The 18,917-nt window shown below is 61.2% G+C and carries 19 protein-coding genes and 1 pseudogene; 19 read left to right on the top strand and 1 reads right to left on the bottom strand.

What is annotated here, in order from left to right:
* Nucleotides 1–89 precede the first annotated feature (89 nt).
* The 13 genes from rplR to NKJ90_RS31345 all read left to right on the top strand — a co-directional run bounded on the left by rplR (nt 90) and on the right by NKJ90_RS31345 (nt 10,937).
* On the top strand, nt 90–449 hold the full coding sequence (gene rplR / locus NKJ90_RS31405; protein WP_023757972.1) for a 50S ribosomal protein L18: 360 nt from the start codon (nt 90–92) through the stop codon (nt 447–449).
* 78 nt (nt 450–527) lie between these two features.
* The gene (rpsE, locus tag NKJ90_RS31400) at nt 528–1,091 is read left to right on the top strand and encodes a 30S ribosomal protein S5 (protein WP_006333394.1); all 564 of its coding nucleotides are present in this window, start codon (nt 528–530) and stop codon (nt 1,089–1,091) included.
* Nucleotides 1,092–1,115: 24 nt separating this feature from the next.
* Nucleotides 1,116–1,313 carry a 50S ribosomal protein L30 gene (gene rpmD, locus NKJ90_RS31395; protein WP_006205449.1) on the top strand — a complete coding sequence of 66 codons (198 nt, stop codon included), beginning with the start codon at nt 1,116–1,118 and terminating at the stop codon, nt 1,311–1,313.
* Between the two features lie 22 nt (nt 1,314–1,335).
* Nucleotides 1,336–1,809, top strand: a complete 474-nt coding sequence (gene rplO, locus NKJ90_RS31390; RefSeq protein WP_023757971.1) for a 50S ribosomal protein L15 — start codon at nt 1,336–1,338, stop codon at nt 1,807–1,809.
* A 193-nt stretch (nt 1,810–2,002) separates the two neighbouring features.
* A complete protein-coding gene (gene secY / locus NKJ90_RS31385) occupies nt 2,003–3,343 on the top strand; it encodes a preprotein translocase subunit SecY (protein ID WP_023757970.1) in 1,341 nt (446 codons plus the stop codon).
* The gene (locus NKJ90_RS31380) at nt 3,340–3,936 is read left to right on the top strand and encodes an adenylate kinase (protein ID WP_023757969.1); all 597 of its coding nucleotides are present in this window, start codon (nt 3,340–3,342) and stop codon (nt 3,934–3,936) included. The genes secY and NKJ90_RS31380 overlap by 4 nt, the downstream gene beginning before the upstream one ends.
* Nucleotides 3,937–4,143: 207 nt before the next feature.
* Nucleotides 4,144–4,512 carry a 30S ribosomal protein S13 gene (rpsM, locus tag NKJ90_RS31375; RefSeq protein WP_023757968.1) on the top strand — a complete coding sequence of 123 codons (369 nt, stop codon included), beginning with the start codon at nt 4,144–4,146 and terminating at the stop codon, nt 4,510–4,512.
* A gap of 132 nt (nt 4,513–4,644) precedes the next feature.
* Nucleotides 4,645–5,034 carry a 30S ribosomal protein S11 gene (gene rpsK, locus NKJ90_RS31370; protein WP_006205444.1) on the top strand — a complete coding sequence of 130 codons (390 nt, stop codon included), beginning with the start codon at nt 4,645–4,647 and terminating at the stop codon, nt 5,032–5,034.
* Nucleotides 5,035–5,138: 104 nt separating this feature from the next.
* On the top strand, nt 5,139–6,149 hold the full coding sequence (locus NKJ90_RS31365; protein WP_352487615.1) for a DNA-directed RNA polymerase subunit alpha: 1,011 nt from the start codon (nt 5,139–5,141) through the stop codon (nt 6,147–6,149).
* Nucleotides 6,150–6,253: 104 nt separating this feature from the next.
* The gene (gene rplQ / locus NKJ90_RS31360; RefSeq protein WP_027044984.1) at nt 6,254–6,685 is read left to right on the top strand and encodes a 50S ribosomal protein L17; all 432 of its coding nucleotides are present in this window, start codon (nt 6,254–6,256) and stop codon (nt 6,683–6,685) included.
* Between the two features lie 195 nt (nt 6,686–6,880).
* Nucleotides 6,881–8,368, top strand: a complete 1,488-nt coding sequence (locus NKJ90_RS31355) for a Do family serine endopeptidase (protein WP_023757966.1) — start codon at nt 6,881–6,883, stop codon at nt 8,366–8,368.
* Nucleotides 8,369–8,415: 47 nt separating this feature from the next.
* Nucleotides 8,416–9,723, top strand: a complete 1,308-nt coding sequence (locus tag NKJ90_RS31350; protein ID WP_023757965.1) for a replication-associated recombination protein A — start codon at nt 8,416–8,418, stop codon at nt 9,721–9,723.
* Between the two features lie 383 nt (nt 9,724–10,106).
* Nucleotides 10,107–10,937, top strand: a complete 831-nt coding sequence (locus tag NKJ90_RS31345; RefSeq protein WP_023757964.1) for an aspartyl/asparaginyl beta-hydroxylase domain-containing protein — start codon at nt 10,107–10,109, stop codon at nt 10,935–10,937.
* A gap of 96 nt (nt 10,938–11,033) precedes the next feature.
* Here NKJ90_RS31345 and tnpA read toward each other — a convergent pair.
* Nucleotides 11,034–11,460, bottom strand: a pseudogene (tnpA, locus tag NKJ90_RS31340) (IS200/IS605 family transposase).
* 319 nt (nt 11,461–11,779) lie between these two features.
* Between tnpA and NKJ90_RS31335 the strand changes: the two are divergent.
* From NKJ90_RS31335 to NKJ90_RS31310, 6 genes are all read left to right on the top strand, one after another.
* Nucleotides 11,780–13,438 (top strand): hypothetical protein, encoded by a 1,659-nt coding sequence (locus NKJ90_RS31335; RefSeq protein ID WP_352487614.1) that lies wholly within the window; start codon nt 11,780–11,782, stop codon nt 13,436–13,438.
* A 77-nt stretch (nt 13,439–13,515) separates the two neighbouring features.
* Nucleotides 13,516–13,890 carry a fluoride efflux transporter CrcB gene (gene crcB / locus NKJ90_RS31330; RefSeq protein ID WP_023757962.1) on the top strand — a complete coding sequence of 125 codons (375 nt, stop codon included), beginning with the start codon at nt 13,516–13,518 and terminating at the stop codon, nt 13,888–13,890.
* A 62-nt stretch (nt 13,891–13,952) separates the two neighbouring features.
* On the top strand, nt 13,953–14,933 hold the full coding sequence (locus NKJ90_RS31325; RefSeq protein ID WP_023757961.1) for an RluA family pseudouridine synthase: 981 nt from the start codon (nt 13,953–13,955) through the stop codon (nt 14,931–14,933).
* Between the two features lie 62 nt (nt 14,934–14,995).
* On the top strand, nt 14,996–15,868 hold the full coding sequence (locus tag NKJ90_RS31320; protein WP_050589489.1) for a DMT family transporter: 873 nt from the start codon (nt 14,996–14,998) through the stop codon (nt 15,866–15,868).
* 11 nt (nt 15,869–15,879) lie between these two features.
* The gene (locus NKJ90_RS31315) at nt 15,880–16,671 is read left to right on the top strand and encodes an ATP12 family chaperone protein (protein WP_023757959.1); all 792 of its coding nucleotides are present in this window, start codon (nt 15,880–15,882) and stop codon (nt 16,669–16,671) included.
* Between the two features lie 195 nt (nt 16,672–16,866).
* Complete coding sequence (locus NKJ90_RS31310) at nt 16,867–18,756, top strand: MFS transporter (RefSeq protein ID WP_023757958.1); 1,890 nt, start codon at nt 16,867–16,869, stop codon at nt 18,754–18,756.
* Nucleotides 18,757–18,917: the final 161 nt, after the last annotated feature.

Genomic DNA, 18,917 nt, shown 5'->3' with positions numbered 1-18,917 from the left:
CAAATCAACGCCGCGGGGAGCGGTCGCGGGAGGCGCTTTCGCCTACCGCACATGACGGCCCCCGTTTTTTGAAGGCAAGGAAGACTATCATGGGTACTAAGGAATCCACGCAGCGCCGTGCGCAGCGCGTCCGCCGCCAGATCAAGAAGGTCGCCGGCGAGCGTCCGCGTCTGTCTGTTCACCGCACGTCGAAGAACATCTATGTGCAGGTCATCGACGACGCCAAGGGCCACACCATCGTCGCTGCTTCGACGCTCGAGAAGGACCTCAAGGGTTCGCTCAAGACCGGCGCCGACACCGCCGCCGCCGCCGCGATCGGCAAGCTGATCGCCGAGCGCGCCACCAAGGCTGGCGTCAAGGAAGTCGTCTTCGACCGCGGTGCTTACATCTATCACGGCCGCGTCAAGGCGCTCGCCGAGGCTGCCCGCGAAGGTGGTCTGAGCTTCTAAAATTTCGCCCCCGGTGACCCACAGAGGCACCGGATCTTATCAGCAACCGTGCTTCCGGAAAAAAACAAGGAACAGGATATGGCACAGGAACGTAGGGATGGCGGCCGTGGCCGCGATCGTGAAGAACGCGATGACGGCATGGTGGACAAGCTTGTCCACATCAACCGCGTCGCCAAGGTCGTCAAGGGCGGCCGTCGCTTCGGTTTTGCAGCACTCGTCGTCGTCGGCGACCAGAAGGGCCGCGTCGGCTTTGGTCACGGCAAGGCGCGCGAAGTGCCGGAAGCTATCCGCAAGGCAACTGAATCGGCCAAGCGCGACATGATCTTCGTGCCGCTGCGCTCGGGCCGTACGCTGCACCACGACGTCGAAGGACGCTGGGGCGCCGGACGCGTGCTGCTGCGCGCTGCCAAGCAGGGTACCGGCATCATCGCCGGTGGCCCGATGCGCGCTGTCTTCGAGACGCTCGGCATGCATGACGTGGTCGCCAAGTCGATGGGTTCGTCGAACCCTTACAACATGGTTCGCGCCACTTTCGACGCGCTGAAGAGCCAGATGCATCCCAAGGATGTGGCTGCTGCTCGCGGCATCAAGTATTCGACCCTTCAGGCCCGCCGCGGCACCGCCGTTGCGGCTGAAGAATAGTCGATCTGACCAGGGATTTTGACCATGGCCAAGAAAGCAACCAAGACCATCACCGTTGAGCAGATCGGTTCGCCGATCCGCCGTCCGAAGGAACAGCGCGCGACGCTGGTCGGCCTCGGCCTCAACAAGATGCACAAGCAGCGCACGCTGGAAGATACGCCCTCCGTGCGCGGCATGATCGCTGCCGTCCAGCATCTCGTCCGCGTTGTGGACGAGGGCTGAGCCAGAGCGCAGGAGAACTCAGATGAAACTCACCGATCTGCGTGACAATGACGGCGCGACGCACTCCAAGAAGCGTCTCGGCCGTGGTATCGGCTCAGGCTCCGGCAAGACCGGCGGTCGCGGCGTCAAGGGCCAGAAGGCGCGCTCCGGCGTCGCCATCAACGGCTTCGAGGGTGGCCAGATGCCACTCTACCGGCGCCTGCCGAAGCGTGGCTTCAACAACATCTTCGCCAAGAGCTTCACCGTCGTCTCGCTAGCCCGCATCCAGGTGGCCATCGACGCCAAGAAGCTCGACGCCAAGGCAACCGTGACGGCCGAATCGCTGGTTGCCGCCGGCGTCATCCGCCGCGTCAAGGACGGCGTGCGCATCCTCTCGGACGGCGAGATCAAGGCGAAGCTCGCCTTTGACGTTGCCGGCGCCTCCAAGGCCGCGATCGAGAAGATCGAAAAGGCCGGCGGCTCGGTCAAACTGCCGGAAAAGGCAGCTGCCGAATAACGGCAATTTGATGCGCGATCGGCAGGAGTGGGATCGGTTTTTGCTCACGATTGCGCTTTGATCTGCCTAATCAAGCGGCCGCATCCACGCGGCCGCTTGCATGTTTAGAGCCCGGAGCTTATCTCGTGAGCTTCGGTGAAACGCACCGCCTGACCTCAAGGGCCATCAAGCGTTACCAAGCGGAGAATCAGGCATGGCTTCGGCTGCTGAACAATTAGCCTCGAATCTGAATTTCTCGGCCTTCGCCAAAGCGGAGGATCTGAAGAAACGCATCTGGTTCACGATCGGCGCGCTGCTGGTCTATCGCCTCGGCACCTATATTCCGCTTCCCGGCATCAACCCCGACGCCTTCGCCCAGGCCTTCTCCTCGCAGAGCAAGGGCGTGCTGGGCATGTTCAACATGTTCGCCGGCGGCGCCGTACAGCGCATGGCGATCTTTGCACTCGGCATCATGCCTTACATCTCCGCCTCCATCATCATGCAGCTGATGACCTCGGTCATCCCTTCGCTGGAATCGCTGAAGAAGGAAGGCGAACAGGGCCGCAAGGTCATCAACCAATACACGCGCTACGGCACCGTGCTGCTTGCGCTGGTTCAGGCCTATGGCATTTCGGTGGGCCTGGAGAACGGCAACGGCATCGTCAGCGATCCCGGCATGTTCTTCCGCATCTCGACCGTCGTCACGCTGGTCGGCGGCACCATGTTCCTGATGTGGCTCGGCGAGCAGATCACCGCTCGCGGCATCGGTAACGGCATTTCGCTCATCATTTTCTCCGGCATCGTCGCCGGCCTGCCGCATGCCATCTCCGGCACGCTTGAGCTTGGCCGCACCGGCGCGCTGTCGACCGGCCTGATCCTGGCGATCATCGTGCTCGCCATCGTCGTCATCGCCTTGATCGTGTTCTTCGAGCGCGCCCAGCGCCGCTTGCTGATCCAGTATCCGAAGCGCCAGGTCGGCAACCGGATGTTCCAGGGCGATACCTCGCACTTGCCGCTGAAGCTCAACACGTCGGGCGTCATTCCGCCGATTTTCGCCTCGTCGCTGCTGCTGCTGCCGGCCACGGTCGCCGGCTTCTCGCAGACGACGAACATGCCGGCCTGGGCAAGCACGATTCTGGCCTCGCTCGGCCACGGCCAGCCGCTCTACATGGCGTTCTACGCGGCGATGATCGTGTTCTTCGCCTTCTTCTACACTGCGATTGTCTTCAACCCGAAGGACACCGCCGACCAGCTCAAGAAGCATTCCGGCTTCATCCCGGGCTATCGTCCGGGCGAGCGCACCGCCGATTATATCGACTACGTTCTCACCCGCATCACCGTCGTCGGCGCCATCTATCTGGTGCTGGTGTGCCTGCTGCCGGAGTTCCTTATCTCGGCGACTGGCGTACCATTCTACCTTGGTGGCACATCGCTTCTGATCGTGGTCAGTGTCACGCTCGATACGGTTGCGCAGATTCAGGGTCACCTGATTGCGCATCAGTATGAAGGCCTGATCAAGAAGTCGAAGCTGCGCGGGGGGAAGAAAGCCAGATGAGGTTGATATTGCTTGGGCCGCCAGGGGCGGGCAAGGGGACACAAGCACAAAGACTGGTAGAAAAACACGGCATACCCCAGCTTTCGACGGGCGACATGCTGCGTGCTGCCGTCCAGGCTGGCACCGAAGTCGGCAAGCGCGCCAAGGCGGTAATGGATGCCGGTGAGCTGGTGTCCGACGCCATCGTCAACGCGATCGTCGCCGAGCGTATCGATCAGGCCGACTGTGCCAATGGGTTCATCCTCGACGGATATCCGCGGACGCTGGTGCAAGCGGACGCGGTCGAGCAGATGCTTTCGAATCGCTCCCAGGGGCTCGATGCCGTCATTGAGCTTGTCGTTGACGATAAGGCGCTGATCGGCCGCATCGTCAAGCGCGCCGACGAGGCACAGGCAGCTGGTCTGCCTGTTCGCAAGGACGACAATCCGGCCGTGTTCGAGGAGCGTCTGCGAGAGTACTACAAGAAGACGTCGCCTCTGATTGGCTACTACTATGCCAAGGGCAAGCTCCGGAGCGTCGACGGCATGGCCGATATCGATGCGGTGACGGAGCAGATCCAAGCGGTGCTCAGGAACGCAACGCGGGGAAATTAACGATTGCACTTGACGGAGGCGGTTCGCTGCGGTATGGCGGCCCGTCTTCCTATCAGGCATGGACTTTGCTTGTCCGCAAGGGCAAGGCAGTCGCTTTGAACTGGAAACTCCCGCATGGGCCGGCCTCCACCGGACGCGGGGCAACTTAAGATAGCGCCGGACCCGCCTTTCTGAAGGTTGGCCGGCCCAAATGGAGAAGAGAAGAACATGGCTCGTATAGCCGGCGTCAACATTCCGACCAACAAGCGCGTCGTCATCGCGCTTCAGTACATTCACGGCATTGGCAAGAAGTTCGCCCAGGAGATCGTCGACAAGGTCGGCATCCCGGCCGAACGTCGCGTCAACCAGCTCACCGACGCGGAAGTGCTGCAGATCCGCGAAGCCATCGACCGTGATTATCAGGTCGAGGGCGACCTGCGTCGCGAAGTCTCGATGAACATCAAGCGGCTCATGGACCTCGGCTGCTACCGTGGCCTGCGTCACCGCCGCTCGCTGCCGGTCCGCGGCCAGCGCACGCATACCAATGCGCGCACCCGCAAGGGCCCGGCCAAGTCGATCGCCGGCAAGAAGAAGTAAGCGAGCGAATAGCGAGTAGCCAATAGCGAGTAGGAATCCCTATTCGCTATTCCCTACTCACTACTCACTACTCGCTCTCCAGGTGGAGCCGCTGGCATTACGGCGGTGTAGAGATCAACTGAAAGGACCATCATGGCCAAGGAAGCCGCCCGTGTTCGCCGTCGCGAACGCAAGAACATTTCGTCGGGCGTTGCCCACGTCAATTCGACCTTCAACAACACGATGATCACCATCACCGACGCGCAGGGCAATTCGATCGCCTGGTCGTCGGCCGGTGCCCAGGGCTTCAAGGGTTCGCGCAAGTCGACCCCGTTCGCTGCCCAGATGGCTGCGGAAGATGTTGCCAAGAAGGCCCAGGAACACGGCATGCGCATGCTCGAGGTCGAGGTCTGCGGACCTGGCTCGGGTCGTGAATCGGCACTGCGCGCCCTGCAAGCGGCCGGCTTCACCATCACCTCGATCCGTGATGTGACGCCGATCCCGCACAATGGCTGCCGCCCGCGCAAGAAGCGCCGCGTCTAAGCAATTTACCGAACGTCGCGCGAGCGCCCTTGGGGCGCTCCTCCACGGCATTCCAGGTCGCCCGCCACGATTGGATGGTGGCGGGTCAACGGAAGGAAAGCATCATGATCCAGAAAAATTGGCAGGAACTGATCAAGCCGAACAAGATCGAGTTCTCGTCGAAGAAGAAGACTCTGACCACGCTGGTCGCCGAGCCGCTCGAGCGTGGCTTTGGCCTGACGCTGGGCAACGCGCTGCGTCGCGTGCTTTTGTCTTCGCTGCGCGGTGCGGCCGTTACCGCCGTGCAGATCGACGGCGTTCTGCATGAATTCTCGTCCATCGCCGGCGTGCGCGAGGACGTGACCGACATCGTCTTGAATATCAAGGAAATCGCTATCCGCATGGAAGGCGATGGCCCCAAGCGCATGGTCGTTCGCAAGCAGGGACCGGGTGCGGTTCTCGCCGGCGACATCCAGACGGTTGGCGACGTCGAGATCCTCAACCCCGACCACGTCATCTGCACGCTGGACGAGGGCGCTGAAATCCGCATGGAATTCACCGTCGACACCGGCAAGGGTTACGTGCCGGCCGACCGCAACCGTGCCGAAGACGCGCCGATCGGCCTGATCCCGGTCGACAGCCTCTATTCGCCGGTCAAGAAGGTCTCCTACAAGGTCGAGAACACCCGTGAGGGCCAGGTTCTCGACTATGACAAGCTCACCATGACCATCGAGACCGACGGTTCGATTACCGGCGAGGACGCGGTGGCTTTCGCCGCCCGCATCCTGCAGGACCAGCTTGGCCTGTTCGTCAACTTCGACGAGCCGCAGAAGGAAGTCGCCACCGAGGCCGTCACCGAGCTCGCCTTCAACCCGGCGCTGCTCAAGAAGGTCGACGAGCTCGAGCTTTCGGTGCGTTCGGCCAACTGCCTGAAGAACGACAACATCGTCTATATCGGCGACCTGATCCAGAAGACCGAAGCCGAGATGCTGCGCACCCCGAACTTCGGCCGCAAGTCGCTGAACGAGATCAAGGAAGTCCTGGCAGCGATGGGCCTGCACCTCGGCATGGAAGTGCCGGACTGGCCGCCGGAAAACATCGAAGACCTCGCCAAGCGTTACGAAGATCAATATTGAGCATGAATTCCAAGGATCGGCGGCGTGGGCCGCTCGATCCGACGGTCATGCGGAAAACCATCAGGGGCCTCGGCCTCTTGAACAACTGAAGAAGGAAAAGAGCCATGCGCCACGGTTTCAAAGGCCGTCGCTTCGCCCGAAGCATTAGCCATCGCAAGTCGATGTTCGCCAACCTCGCCGTGTCGCTGCTCGAGCATGAGCAGATCGTCACCACCCTGCCGAAGGCGAAGGATTTGCGTCCGATCGTCGAGAAGCTGGTGACGCTCGGCAAGCGCGGCGACCTGCACGCCCGCCGCCAGGTGATCGCGCAGATCGGCAATGAAGGCGTCGTCAAGCGCCTGTTCGACACCATCGCACCGCGCTACGCCACCCGCAACGGCGGCTATTTGCGCATCATGAAGGCGGGCTTCCGCCACGGCGACAACGCCGCCATGGCCGTCATCGAGTTCGTCGATCGCGACACCTCGGCCAAGGGCGCTGGCGACCGCGCCCGCATCGAAGCCGAAGGCACCGAAGCGGACGCCGCAGCCGCATAAGGCTCGGTCTATCCTGGAATTCAAAGGGGCCTGCGGGCCCCTTTTTGTTTCTGAAAGCAGAAACTTGCGGCCAGAGCCGATTTCTGGCCGGAACCAAGGGTCTTTGGCCGAAATAATCGGATTTCGGCGGCTTAGCCTTTCATTTTGCACAATCGTCGGGACAATGGCCCCGAACTCGCCTTGGAGGATTCGTGAATGCGCGCCACCCGACTGTCCCTTGTCCTGCTCTTCGCCATGACGGCGTTTGCGGCCGCACCGGTGGTCAGGCAGGCATTGGCCGAGGAGACCAAGACCGATCCCGGCCTGTCGGACGTGCTGACCGATCTGCTGCACGGCGTCGAAGGCGAAAACGCTACCTCTGGTCCGGACAAGCGCGTGCCGTTCGGTCGTGAGGAGGTGCAGCTGTCGTTCGCTCCGCTGGTCAAGCAGACGGCGCCGGCCGTGGTCAATGTCTATGCCTCGCAGACCGCCAAGGTGACATCGCCCTTCGATGGCGATCCGTTCTTCGAGGAATTCTTCGGCCGCTCGCAGCCGCGCGCCCAGTCGTCGCTCGGCTCCGGCGTGCTGGTCGACACAACCGGCGTCGTGGTCACCAATTACCACGTCATCAAGGATGCCGATCAGGTCAAGGTGGCGACCGCCGACGGGCGTGAATTCGACAGCAAGGTGCTGCTCAAGGACGAGACGTTCGATCTTGCCGTGCTCAAGATCGCCTCCGACAAGCCGTTTCCGGTGATTGCGATCGGCGATTCCGACGCGCTTGAGGTCGGCGATCTGCTGCTGGCCATCGGCAACCCCTTCGGTGTCGGCCAGACCACCACCAGCGGCATCGTCTCGGCACTTGCCCGCAGCCATATCGGCGTGTCGGATTCCAGCTTCTTCATCCAGACCGATGCCGCCATCAACCCCGGCAATTCCGGCGGCGCGCTGATCAACATGGGCGGCCAACTGGTCGGCATCAACACGGCCATCTATAGCCGCGGCGGTGGTTCGATCGGCATTGGTTTCGCCATTCCCTCGAACATGGTTCGCGCCTTCGCCGACGCCGCCAAGGCCGGGCTCGACTTCTTCGAGCGGCCCTATATCGGCGCCGAGTTCGAAGCGGTGACGCCGCAGATCGCCGAATCGCTCGGCATGGAAAAGCCGACCGGTGCATTGGTCTCGTCGGTCGAGGCGACCGGACCGGCCGCCAAGGCGGGGCTCAAGCCCGGCGACGTCGTGCTGCAGCTCAATGGCAAACCGGTCGAGAGCATCGAAGCGCTGGACTACCGGATGGCGACGTTGTCGATCGGCACCACCGCCAATTTCGCGGTTCTGACCAAGGGCCAGCAGGCGGCGATGGACATCGCGCTGGAGCGCGCTCCGGAGGGCATGAAGGCTGCCGAAGTGACCCTGCATGGTCGCAGCCCTTTTTCGGGCGCCAAGGTCGCGGAACTGTCGCCCCGGCTCGCCCAGCGGCTCGGCCTGCGCACTGATATCAAAGGTGTCACTGTGGTGGATATCAACCGCGATTCGCCGGCCGCCGATTTCGGCTTCCAGCCGGGCGATATCGTGCGCGAGGTGAATGGCACCACCATCGACACCGCGGCGACCCTGGAACTGGCGGCCAAGACTGATACGCGCTGGTGGCGCTTTACGGTCGAACGCGGCGGGCAGATACTGCGTCAGGTGTTGCGTTATTAGGGCACAGCCCCGAGCATCAGGGTTCATGCTCCAACGAAAAGAAGTGCATGGCCGATCTGTTCAGCGTCGATGAACCGGAAAAAGCGTCGCCCGGGCGGCCGCTGGCCGACAGGCTGCGGCCAAGAAACCTTGGTGAGGTCGTCGGCCAGGAGCATCTGACCGGCCCTGACGGCGCGCTGACCCGGCTGATCGGTTCCGGCTCGCTTGGCTCGATGATCTTCTGGGGACCGCCCGGCACCGGCAAGACGACGGTGGCGCGGTTGCTGGCCGGCGAAACCAGCCTGGCCTTCGAGCAGATATCGGCGGTGTTTTCCGGCGTCGCCGATCTGAAAAAAGTGTTCGAGGCAGCCAAGCTGCGCCGCGCCAAGGGCCGCCAGACCTTGCTGTTCGTCGACGAGATACATCGCTTCAACCGCGCCCAGCAGGACAGTTTTCTCCCTGTCATGGAGGACGGAACCGTCGTGCTGGTTGGCGCCACGACCGAGAATCCGTCCTTCGAGCTGAATGCCGCTCTGCTGTCGCGCGCGCGCGTCCTGGTCTTCCATTCGCTTGGCGAGGAGAGCATCGCCAAGCTGATGGCGCGGGCCGAGGAGGCCGAGGGCAGGGCGCTGCCGCTCAACGACGAGGCGCGGACCATGCTGATCCGTATGAGTGATGGCGACGGCCGTGCCTCGCTGACGCTCGCCGAAGAAGTCTGGCGGGCAGCCAAACACGGCGAGGTCTTCGATCCCGAAGGATTGCAGCGCATCGTTCAGCGCCGTGCACCGATCTACGACAAGGGCCAGGACGGCCACTACAATCTGATCTCGGCGCTGCACAAATCGGTGCGTGGTTCGGACCCTGACGCGGCCCTCTATTATCTTGCTCGCATGTTCGATGCCGGAGAGGATCCGCTCTATCTTGGCCGCCGGCTGGTGCGCATGGCCATGGAAGATATCGGCCTTGCCGATCCGCAGGCGCTGGCCGTCGCCAACGCCGCCAAGGACGCCTACGACTATCTAGGCTCGCCCGAGGGCGAACTGGCTTTTGCCGAGGCCGCCGTCTATCTCGCAACCGCGCCCAAATCCAACGCCGTCTACAACGCGTTCAAGGCAGCCACGCGGGCCGCGAAGGAACACGGCTCGCTGCTGCCGCCCAAGCACATCCTCAACGCACCGACGAAGCTGATGAAGGAGGAGGACTACGGTGCCGGCTACCGGTATGATCATGACGAGCCGGACGCCTTTTCGGGCCAGGACTATTTTCCGGAGAAGATGGGCCGCCAGACCTTTTATGATCCGCCCGAGCGCGGCTTCGAGCGCGACATCAGGAAGCGGCTCGATTATTGGGCGAAGCTGCGCAAGGAGCGGGGATAGCAGGCTTGCGTGCCCGGTCTCGTCACGCGTCGAAACGAGGTCTCGCCATGGGGCGTTTCCGCGGCGGTCGTTCTCGCCGCGACGCTGGCTTGATGCCGTTGCCGAAGCGGCCATGGACCAGCTACGCCGCTGGCGGGCGGATAATCAGCCGGAGCGGATCGTGCCCGACGCAATCTGGTCCCCGGGGAAATGGCACGAGCTTGGCCTGCCGGTGGTGCATTGACCGAAACTGGTGGGCTTCACCAGGCAGCCAGCCGGCCGCGATAGCAGGGGCCGTTGTGTGGTAACCCAAAAAACCTTATCAAGGCGCACGACCGGGCGGTGGTCGTTGCCGTGATTTGGGCACCTCATTCGCAACAGGATCGCGCGTCGCGCGTGGAAAAATGACAAAAACCCTTCGCAAAACCCTTCGCAAATTCGCCATTGCCATCCCGCTTCTCGCCCTTGGCTTCTATTTCATTCCCATCCTGACGACCATCTTCATCGTTTGCGGCCTGATCGACGTGCTGCGCAACGATCGCAAGGATCTATCGCTGTTCAGCGGCTACTTCCTCGGCAACGGCCTGTTCACTTGGCTGCTTTCGCCGTTCAATCTGCTGGTCGACCTTGTGTGCTACAGAAATCCGGGCGTCTGGAAGCTCGAGCAGTTTCCCGCCGACTATCAGCGCGAGGTCAATGAGGTCCTGGACATCTTCAAGGCGCGCAAGGACGAGATCATCGCCGACATCGACGCCAATTTCGGCGCCGGCCGGCGCGGCATGTATGTCTACCAGTGGTACGGCAAGCACAAAATCGACAACGTCGCCGAGTTCAATAAGGATTTCAAATACATCAAGACCATCGCCGTTTCCGTCTTCAGCAAGCGCGAATCGACCTCCTGGCACTTCGGCCCGCTGCGGCTCAGCTTGCGCATCCTATACAATCTGGTCCCGGTGAAATCGGAGATCTTCGTCGAGTGCGGCAACGTCAAGAATTATTGGTACGACAATCCGCTGTTCATCTTCGACGACACGCTGCTGCATCGCTCGGTCAATGAGTATGACGGCCGCCGCTACTGCGTGTTCATGGACATCATCCGTCCGTCCCCTGTTCCCGGCCTGATCGCGGCCATGCTCGCCATCGTCTCGGTGAGCGTCGAGCGCATCAATTCCATGTTCTACAAGAACTGGAAGATGATCGGTTCGACCAAGGCGAAGAAGACCGAGACGACCTGAGCTTAAATTTGTGAATACTCCACCGCCTAAAGGCGGTGGCTTCAAGTTACGGCTTAAAGCCGGATCGGTCCGCCGTCCGGCGGACAGGGCGCGAACTCACGTCACGTTGAAGTTGTCGTCGGGCTCGGGCGGCTCCTGGTTCATGATGTATTCGGCCCACATCTCGTCGGTCACATTCCCGCTGCTCACCACCCAGTAGCCTCTCGCCCACAGGTGCTGGCCCCAGTAGCGCTTGCGCAGTATTGCGAATTCGCTCAGCAGCTTGTGCGAGCTGCGCCCCTTCAGGTGCTGCACCGCGCGCGACACCGACAGCCGCGGCGGGATCGACACCAGCATATGCACATGGTCGCGGTTGATCGAGCCGGCATGCACAACCATCTCATGCGCGCGCCGTCTCGCGCAGCAACTCCCGGCACCGGTTTCCAACGTCGCCGCCAAGCACCGCGTAACGGTACTTCGTCACCCAAACCAGGTGATACTTGCAGTCCCAAACCGTGTGGCTGCCACGCTTGTACGCTTCCATCCAGCCAGTCTACACGGCAAGCGCCGCGATCCCAGCCGCCTAAAGGCGTGGGGTTTCCTGATCCCCTATCGGGACTCTAAATGCTGCTGGCTTCGCTGGCGGCATTTAGGCACATTTATAATATAATCGATTGCTACTTTAGTGTGATCGTAAGTATTGCTATTATTTGCGCTTGCGACGGCCGCCGGTTCAAGTGTACATCCCCCCTCAACTTGATGATTATTGTTCCGAATCGCGTGGGGCTCCGTTCCTGTCTGTATCGGTAGGAGTCCCGGTTTGACCTCGACAATCCTGCACTTGTTTTCTTTGGCGGCCCCAAGTGACGAAGAACGAGACTTTCCGATTCTGGATAAAGACCTACCTATGTACAATCTTGCTTGGTGTTGCTTTTGTAGCCATATACGTAGCGCTTGAAGAGCCAATATATTATTGGGATTTCGCTGCCTATTTCGATATATTCAACCAGCAGGGCGTGTTGTTGGTCGAAGATCCTGTTCGGTGGCTGCGCCTGCTGAGGGGCTCTATCGCCACGGACGATTACAGCACGGCAATTTTGGCGCCCCTGATGCCGTTTTACTTACTATTTGGCGGATCGAGGCTTTCATATGTCGCCGGAGTGGTCGCGGTCTACCTGGTCCCGACCGCTCTTTTCATGGGCAGAATGAGCTACATGGAGGCGGTCTCCGAGACGTCTCCATCCTGGGGCTGGCCTGCCGTATGGATTGCGGCCTTTCTTTACACGCCGTTCTGGGCGGCAACGCTTCGCGGATGGCCGGATATCGGCGGTTGCCTGGCGCTTTCTGCAGCGACCTATTTTCTCTGGAAATCGAACTTTCTGACCCGTGAACCGGTGATCAGCGGAATACGTGTCGGTGGGTACCTGTGGTTGGCGTTCATGCTGCGCCGCTGGTATGCCTATGCCGGTATAGGCGGCGGAATTTCGGCGGCCTTTTTCTGTTTGTTTCAGGCGGCAAAAGACGGGGACTTTCCGGTTCTCCTGAAAGCCGCGTTAGGCGGCGTGTGCGCGCTTCTCGTCGTCGCCGGAGCCGCACTGGCCTTCCAGCAACCTCTGATCCTCAGGATTCTGTGGACCAACTATGGTGATATCTACAGCGGATACAAGACGACCTTGGCATCCCAGCTCGATCAGGTAGTGTCCCGGCTCAGCTATGTGAACTGGCTGTTGATAATATTTGGCCTTTACATCTCTTTTTTACGTCGCAATCGCTTTTCTTTATTCTGTGCCGTCGCTTCGATAACCACCTTTTTTCTATTCACTCGGACACAAGATCCGGACCTTCATCATTCGATGCCAATGTTTCTTTGGCTCTTTCCCGCATACGCCCAGGCAATCGTTGCGATCGTTTCTATGCCGGCGCTGAGATCGCGATTGTCGGCCGCCATCATAGTCGTTGTCGCCGGACTTGCTTTTTTGGGAACCTTTTTCCCGATCGGCCGCCAGTTGCTGTCGCCGATCAATTATGTTTATGCCAGCCAAGGTATTCTCCCTCTTCATCTTGACAGTATGTCTGAATACAAACGCCTTACTGATGACCTTACCAGGGAAATGCGTCCTGAGGACCGTTTTGCGGTATTTGCTTCAGGCTCTGTCATGAACAGCTGGCTGTTGTTCGCCCTGAAAAGAAGCCTATATCCTCACATTGAATGGCCTTGCCAAGTGGACAGTCGCGATGGATTCGTACCTGACACATTGAAGTCAAGATATGCTGTCGTAACCGACCCGCCCGTTACCCATTTGCAATCGGGTGCGCAGCTCTGCGTTACGCTTTCCAACCAGTATATTCTCGACGGGAAGGGCATCGGTACCGCCTACAGACGCCTCGCGGAATACAAGTTGTCCGGTGGCGTTACCGGTTATCTCTACGAACAGACGCGCCCGGTCAGCAAAGCTGAAGTGGACGCCCTCTACACCGACTTCAGGAAGAAATATCCAAGCTGGATAACACCTGAGTGGTGACCAGTTCGACTGGTCTGCGCAGTTCTGCCCAACGCAGGGATTGACCAGGCTGCCCCTGTAGGGGCAGTAAAACGGTCATGTTGAATCTGCTTCTCGTTGTGGTCGGTGGCGGCATCGGTGCCGGCATTCGTCATCTCACCAGCATGGGCGCGCTGCGCCTTGTCGGCCCCAACTATCCCTGGGGCACGATGGCCATCAACATCGTCGGCTCCTTCGCCATGGGCCTGTTCATCGCCATCCTGGCGCGTCGCGGCGGATCGAACGAACTTAGGCTGTTCGTTGCCACCGGCATGCTCGGCGGCTTCACCACTTTCTCAGCCTTTTCGCTCGATTTCGCGACGCTGTGGGAGCGGGGAGCGACGCTGCCGGCGTTCGGATATGCGCTTGCCAGCGTCATTGGCGCCATTATCGCCCTGTTTCTGGGACTTTGGCTCGCAAGAACCGTTTCATAATGCTATTGCCGCGCCGAGAGCAGGGCCGAGCCCTGCCGGGAAACGGATAAGCGAAGAAGAATATGGCAGGCGTTGAACAGATCACGGTGGAGGCCGGCGAGGCGGGCATGCGGCTCGATCGCTGGTTCAAGACCCATTTCCCGGGCCTTGGTTTCGGCCATCTGCAAAAGCTGCTTCGCTCCGGCCAAATTCGTGTCGATGGCGGTCGGGTCAAGGCCGACACGCGTGTCGAGCCTGGCCAGATGGTGCGTGTCCCGCCGCTCGAGGTCGACAAGAAGGGCGAGAGCGCGCTGACCGGCCATTCGATCCGCAACCAGGGCGATGCCGATGTTCTCGCCAAGATGCTGATCCATGAGGATCCCAAGGTTTTCGTTTTCAACAAACCGGCAGGCCTTGCCGTGCAGGGTGGCTCCGGCGTCACCCGCAATGTCGACGACATGCTGGAAGCCTGGCGCAACCAGAAGGGCGAGAAGCCGCGCCTAGTGCACAGGCTCGACCGTGACACATCGGGTGTGCTGGTCGTCGCCCGAACGCGCCTTGCCGCCATGAAGCTCGCCGAAGCGTTTCGCGCCCGCGAGACCAAGAAGACGTATTGGGCGCTGGTCAAGGGCGTGCCGCCAAAGCGCGAGGACAAGATCTCGACCTGGCTGATCAAGGAGCCGACGCCGGATGGTGACCGCGTCCGCGTCGCCGCGCACGGCGAAAAGGGCGCCGACCACGCCGTGTCCTACTATCGCATCATCGAGCAGGCGGCGCAGACGATGACCTGGCTGGAGATGGAGCCCTATACGGGCCGCACCCACCAGCTTCGTGTCCATGCCGCTTACATCGGCTGCCCGATCCTGGGCGATCCGAAATATTTCGAGGCCGACACCAATTGGGATTTTCCGGGCGGCATTCAAAACCGCCTGCACCTGCATGCGCGGCGCATCATCATTCCGCATCCGGACAAGGGCGTCATCGATGTCACCGCGCCGATGCCGCCGCACATGCGCCAGAGCTGGAACCTGATCGGCTTCGACGACGCCAGCGCTGAGGACTGATCGTGAGCGGGGCCACCGACGCGCTCGCCACCGATACGCTTGATCGCCGCGATACGGTCGACATGGCCGCCGCCGCCATCATGGTCGGCCTGACTTTTTCCTGGGGGCTGAACTACGTCGCCGCCAAGATTTCCTATGCCGGTTACGACCCGGTCTTCCTGTCGATCGCGCGCTCGATCATCGGCGGCTTCTGCGTCTTCCTCTGGTGCCGTTGGCGCGGCATAGCGCTTTTCACGCGCGACGGGACATTGCGCGCCGGCATAGCCGTGGGCGCGCTGTTCGGCATCGAGTTCCTCTGCCTCTATGTCGGCCTGGAGCACACGACCGTCGCCCGCAACACGCTGCTGGTCAACACAATGCCGTTCTGGATGCTGCTCGGCGGCCATTTCCTGCTTGGCGAACAGATCACCTTGAGGAAATTCCTCGGTCTGTTGCTGGCCTTTGCCGGCCTTGCCGCAGTGTTTTCCGACAAGCTTGGCGGTGGCGGAGACATGCTGTTCGGCGATCTCCTGAGCCTCGGCTCCGGATTTTTCTGGGCCCTGACCAACATCCTCATCAAGCGGTCGAAGCTGGTCGAGGCGACTGCCGAAAAGCTTCTGCTTTACCAGCTCGCCGGTGCTGCAATCGTCGGCATATTGGTGCTGCCTCTCGCCGGTCCGCCCGTTCGCGATCCGACCGTGCTGCCGACTTTGGCGCTGCTTTTCCAGGCTGTCTACATCGTCGCCTTCACCTATGTGCTGTGGTTCTGGCTGCTGCGGCGCTATCCGGCATCTGGCCTGTCCAGTTTTACCGTCCTGTCGCCGGTTTTCGGCGTTTTGTGCGGCGCCGTGTTCTTGAATGAGCCGCTGACCATGCGCATTTTCCTGGCACTTGGCCTGATTGCCGCCGGACTGATCATCGTCAACCGGCCTACGCGCAAGATCGTGCCGGTGTGAGAGAGACCTCTATGCGTGATATCCTCAACGACCTCGAAGCGGGCAAGCATCTTTCCGACCCCGATCCGGTGCGCCGCGCCCAGATCCAGATGAAGACGCATCTGCCGAAGCGCTTCTACAAGACCGTCTCGGTCGCGCCGGTGGAAGACGGCTTTGCCGTGCATCTCGACGGCAAGCCGGTGCGGACGCCGGGCAAGGCGCTCCTGGCGCTGCCGACCGAGGCGGCGGCTGCGCTCGTCGCCAACGAGTTCGCCGCCCAGGGCGAGACCATCGATCCGGTGACCATGCCGGTGATGCGCCTCGTCAACACCGCCATCGACGGCGTTGCCAGCGATCCACAGGCGGTGCTGGAGGACATCCTGCGCTTTGCCTCGTCCGATCTGCTTTGCTATCGCGCCGACGCGCCGCAGGGGCTGGTGGAGCGGCAGAACCAACATTGGGATCCGGTTCTGGATTGGGCGAGGGAGACGCTCGGGGCAAGGTTCAACCTCGCCGAAGGAATCATCCATGTCGAGCAGCCGCGCGAAGCCATCGCCGTGCTGGGCAGCCATCTTGCCCGGCGCACCGATCCGCTGCGGCTCGCCGCCATCCATGTGATGACGTCGCTGACCGGCTCGGCGCTGCTGGCGCTGGCCGTCGATTTCGGCGAACTCGACGCCGAGGGCGCCTGGGCTGCCGGGCATGTCGACGAGGACTGGCAGATCGAGCATTGGGGGCAGGATGCGGAGGCCGTCGCGCGCCGCTCGGCCCGCAAGCGCGACATGTTGGCTGCCACCGGACTGCTCGAGGCGCTCAGGGGCTGACGGGTTCCGCCGCTCGCTCGGATTCATCCCGCAGCGCACCTAATACCAAAGTCATAATCCCAAAGACGCGCTGCCTTTGGCCAGCGCTTTCTGTCATTTTTCCCGTTGATGGCTGCCCTGAGTCCGCGTTCGGAGGAGAACACGGATGTTGCCGCGCAGCTTCGAGGTCAACGAGTCTCACGGGAGGAAAACACAATGGCAATGGCATCGACCGCCGGTGGAACGAGCCGCGGCATGACGCGGGAAGAGAAGAAGGTCATCTTCGCTTCCTCGCTCGGCACCGTTTTCGAATGGTACGATTTCTATCTCTACGGCTCGCTCGCAGTGTTCATCGGCTCGACGTTTTTCAGTCCGACCATTCCGGAAGCGACGCGTAATATCTTCGCGCTGTTGGCTTTCGCGGCCGGCTTCCTGGTGCGCCCGTTCGGCGCTCTGCTGTTCGGCCGCATCGGCGACCTTGTAGGCCGTAAATATACGTTCCTCGTCACCATGACGATCATGGGCCTGTCGACCTTCCTGGTCGGTCTGCTGCCTGGTTATGCGACCTTGGGTATCGCCGCCCCGATGATCCTGATCATCCTGCGCATGCTGCAGGGCCTGGCGCTGGGCGGCGAGTATGGCGGCGCGGCCACTTACGTCGCTGAGCACGCCCCGGACAATCGGCGAGGCTACTACACTTCCTGGATCCAGACGACGGCGACGCTCGGCCTGTTCCTGTCGCTGATTGTGATCCTGATCGTACAGGCTTCATTGAGCAAGGAAAGCTATGCCGCCTGGGGCTGGCGTATTCCGTTCATCGTATCCTTTCTGCTGCTGGGCATCTCGATCTGGATCCGGCTTTCGCTTTCCGAATCGCCGACCTTCCAGCGCATGAAGGATGAGGGCAAGGGCTCCAAGGCGCCGCTGACGGAAGCCTTCGGTCAATGGAAGAATGCCAAGATTGCCCTGCTGGCGCTGCTCGGTCTCACCGCCGGCCAGGCCGTGGTGTGGTACAATGGCCAGTTCTACGCGCTGTTCTTCCTGACCAACGTGCTCAAGGTCGACGCGCAGTCGGTTAACATCATGATCGCCATCGCATTGGCGATCGGCTCGATCTTCTTCGTCGTCTTCGGCTGGCTCTCTGACAAGATCGGCCGCAAGCCGATCATCATGGCGGGCCTTGCCTTGGCGATTGTCTGTACCTTCCCGCTGTTCAAGGCACTGACCTGGGCTGCCAATCCGGCGCTTGCCACGGCTCAGCAGAACACGCGGGCGACGGTGACGGCTGCACCCGGCGACTGCAGGTTCCAGTTCAATCCGGTTGGCAATGCGAAGTTCACAACGTCCTGCGATATCGCGACAGCCTTCTTGACCAGAAACTCGGTTCCTTATGACGTGGTGTCGACAGCTGCGGCCGGAACAGCCGCGTCGGTCAAGATCGGCAACGAAACGGTGGCTTCCTTTGACGCTGTCGCCGCTGGCGATCAGGCCAAGGCCAAGGAGGCGGCCTTCGTGAAAGCCGTCAACATGGCTCTGAAAGACGGAGGCTATCCGCTGAAGCGCGCGGCGATCAAGGTTGCGGACCAGAAGCTCGACGCGTTTGTCGCCGCCAACCCGGAACTGAAGCTGGACGGTGCCGCGATCCGCGCCGGTGAAAAGGCTACTGTGCCGGTCGACCAGGCGGTGAAGGACAAGTTGCTGACCACCGATGAAGCAGCGGGTGCGCCTGAAGTCACCGTCTACAACATCCCGGCTGGCGGCGCCTTCGCCATGTTTGCCGACCCGGCGGCCGTCAACTGGCCAATGACCATCGGTATCCTGTTCATCCTGGTCCTGTTCGTGACCATGGTCTACGGGCCGATCGCGGCGATCCTGGTCGAGATGTTCCCGACTCGCATTCGCTACACCGGTATGTCGCTGCCCTACCACATCGGCAATGGCTGGTTCGGAGGCCTGCTGCCGGCAACGGTGTTCGCGCTGAGCGCTTACAAGGGCGACATATATTATGGCCTCTGGTATCCGGTGGTGATCGCGGCGATGTCGCTGGTCATCGGCATGATCTTCGTGAAGGATACGCTCGGCACCGATCTGCACGCCAAGGAGTAGGCGGGCTGAAGCGGCTAAAGAAAAACCCGGCGTGAGCAATCGCGCCGGGTTTTTCTGTTGTATGGTCTGGAGACGTCTAGCTAGTTTCCGTCCACAAACGGCAAATAATTGATTTTGTTGAGTGAATCGTAGCTTTGCATGAGCAAGGCCCGGCGGTTTCA

The sequence above is a fragment of the Mesorhizobium sp. M0051 genome (assembly GCF_040323235.1).
Taxonomy (GTDB): domain Bacteria; phylum Pseudomonadota; class Alphaproteobacteria; order Rhizobiales; family Rhizobiaceae; genus Mesorhizobium.
The sequence above is the reverse complement of the archived record's forward strand: the minus strand, read 5'-3'. Positions and strand labels throughout refer to the sequence as shown.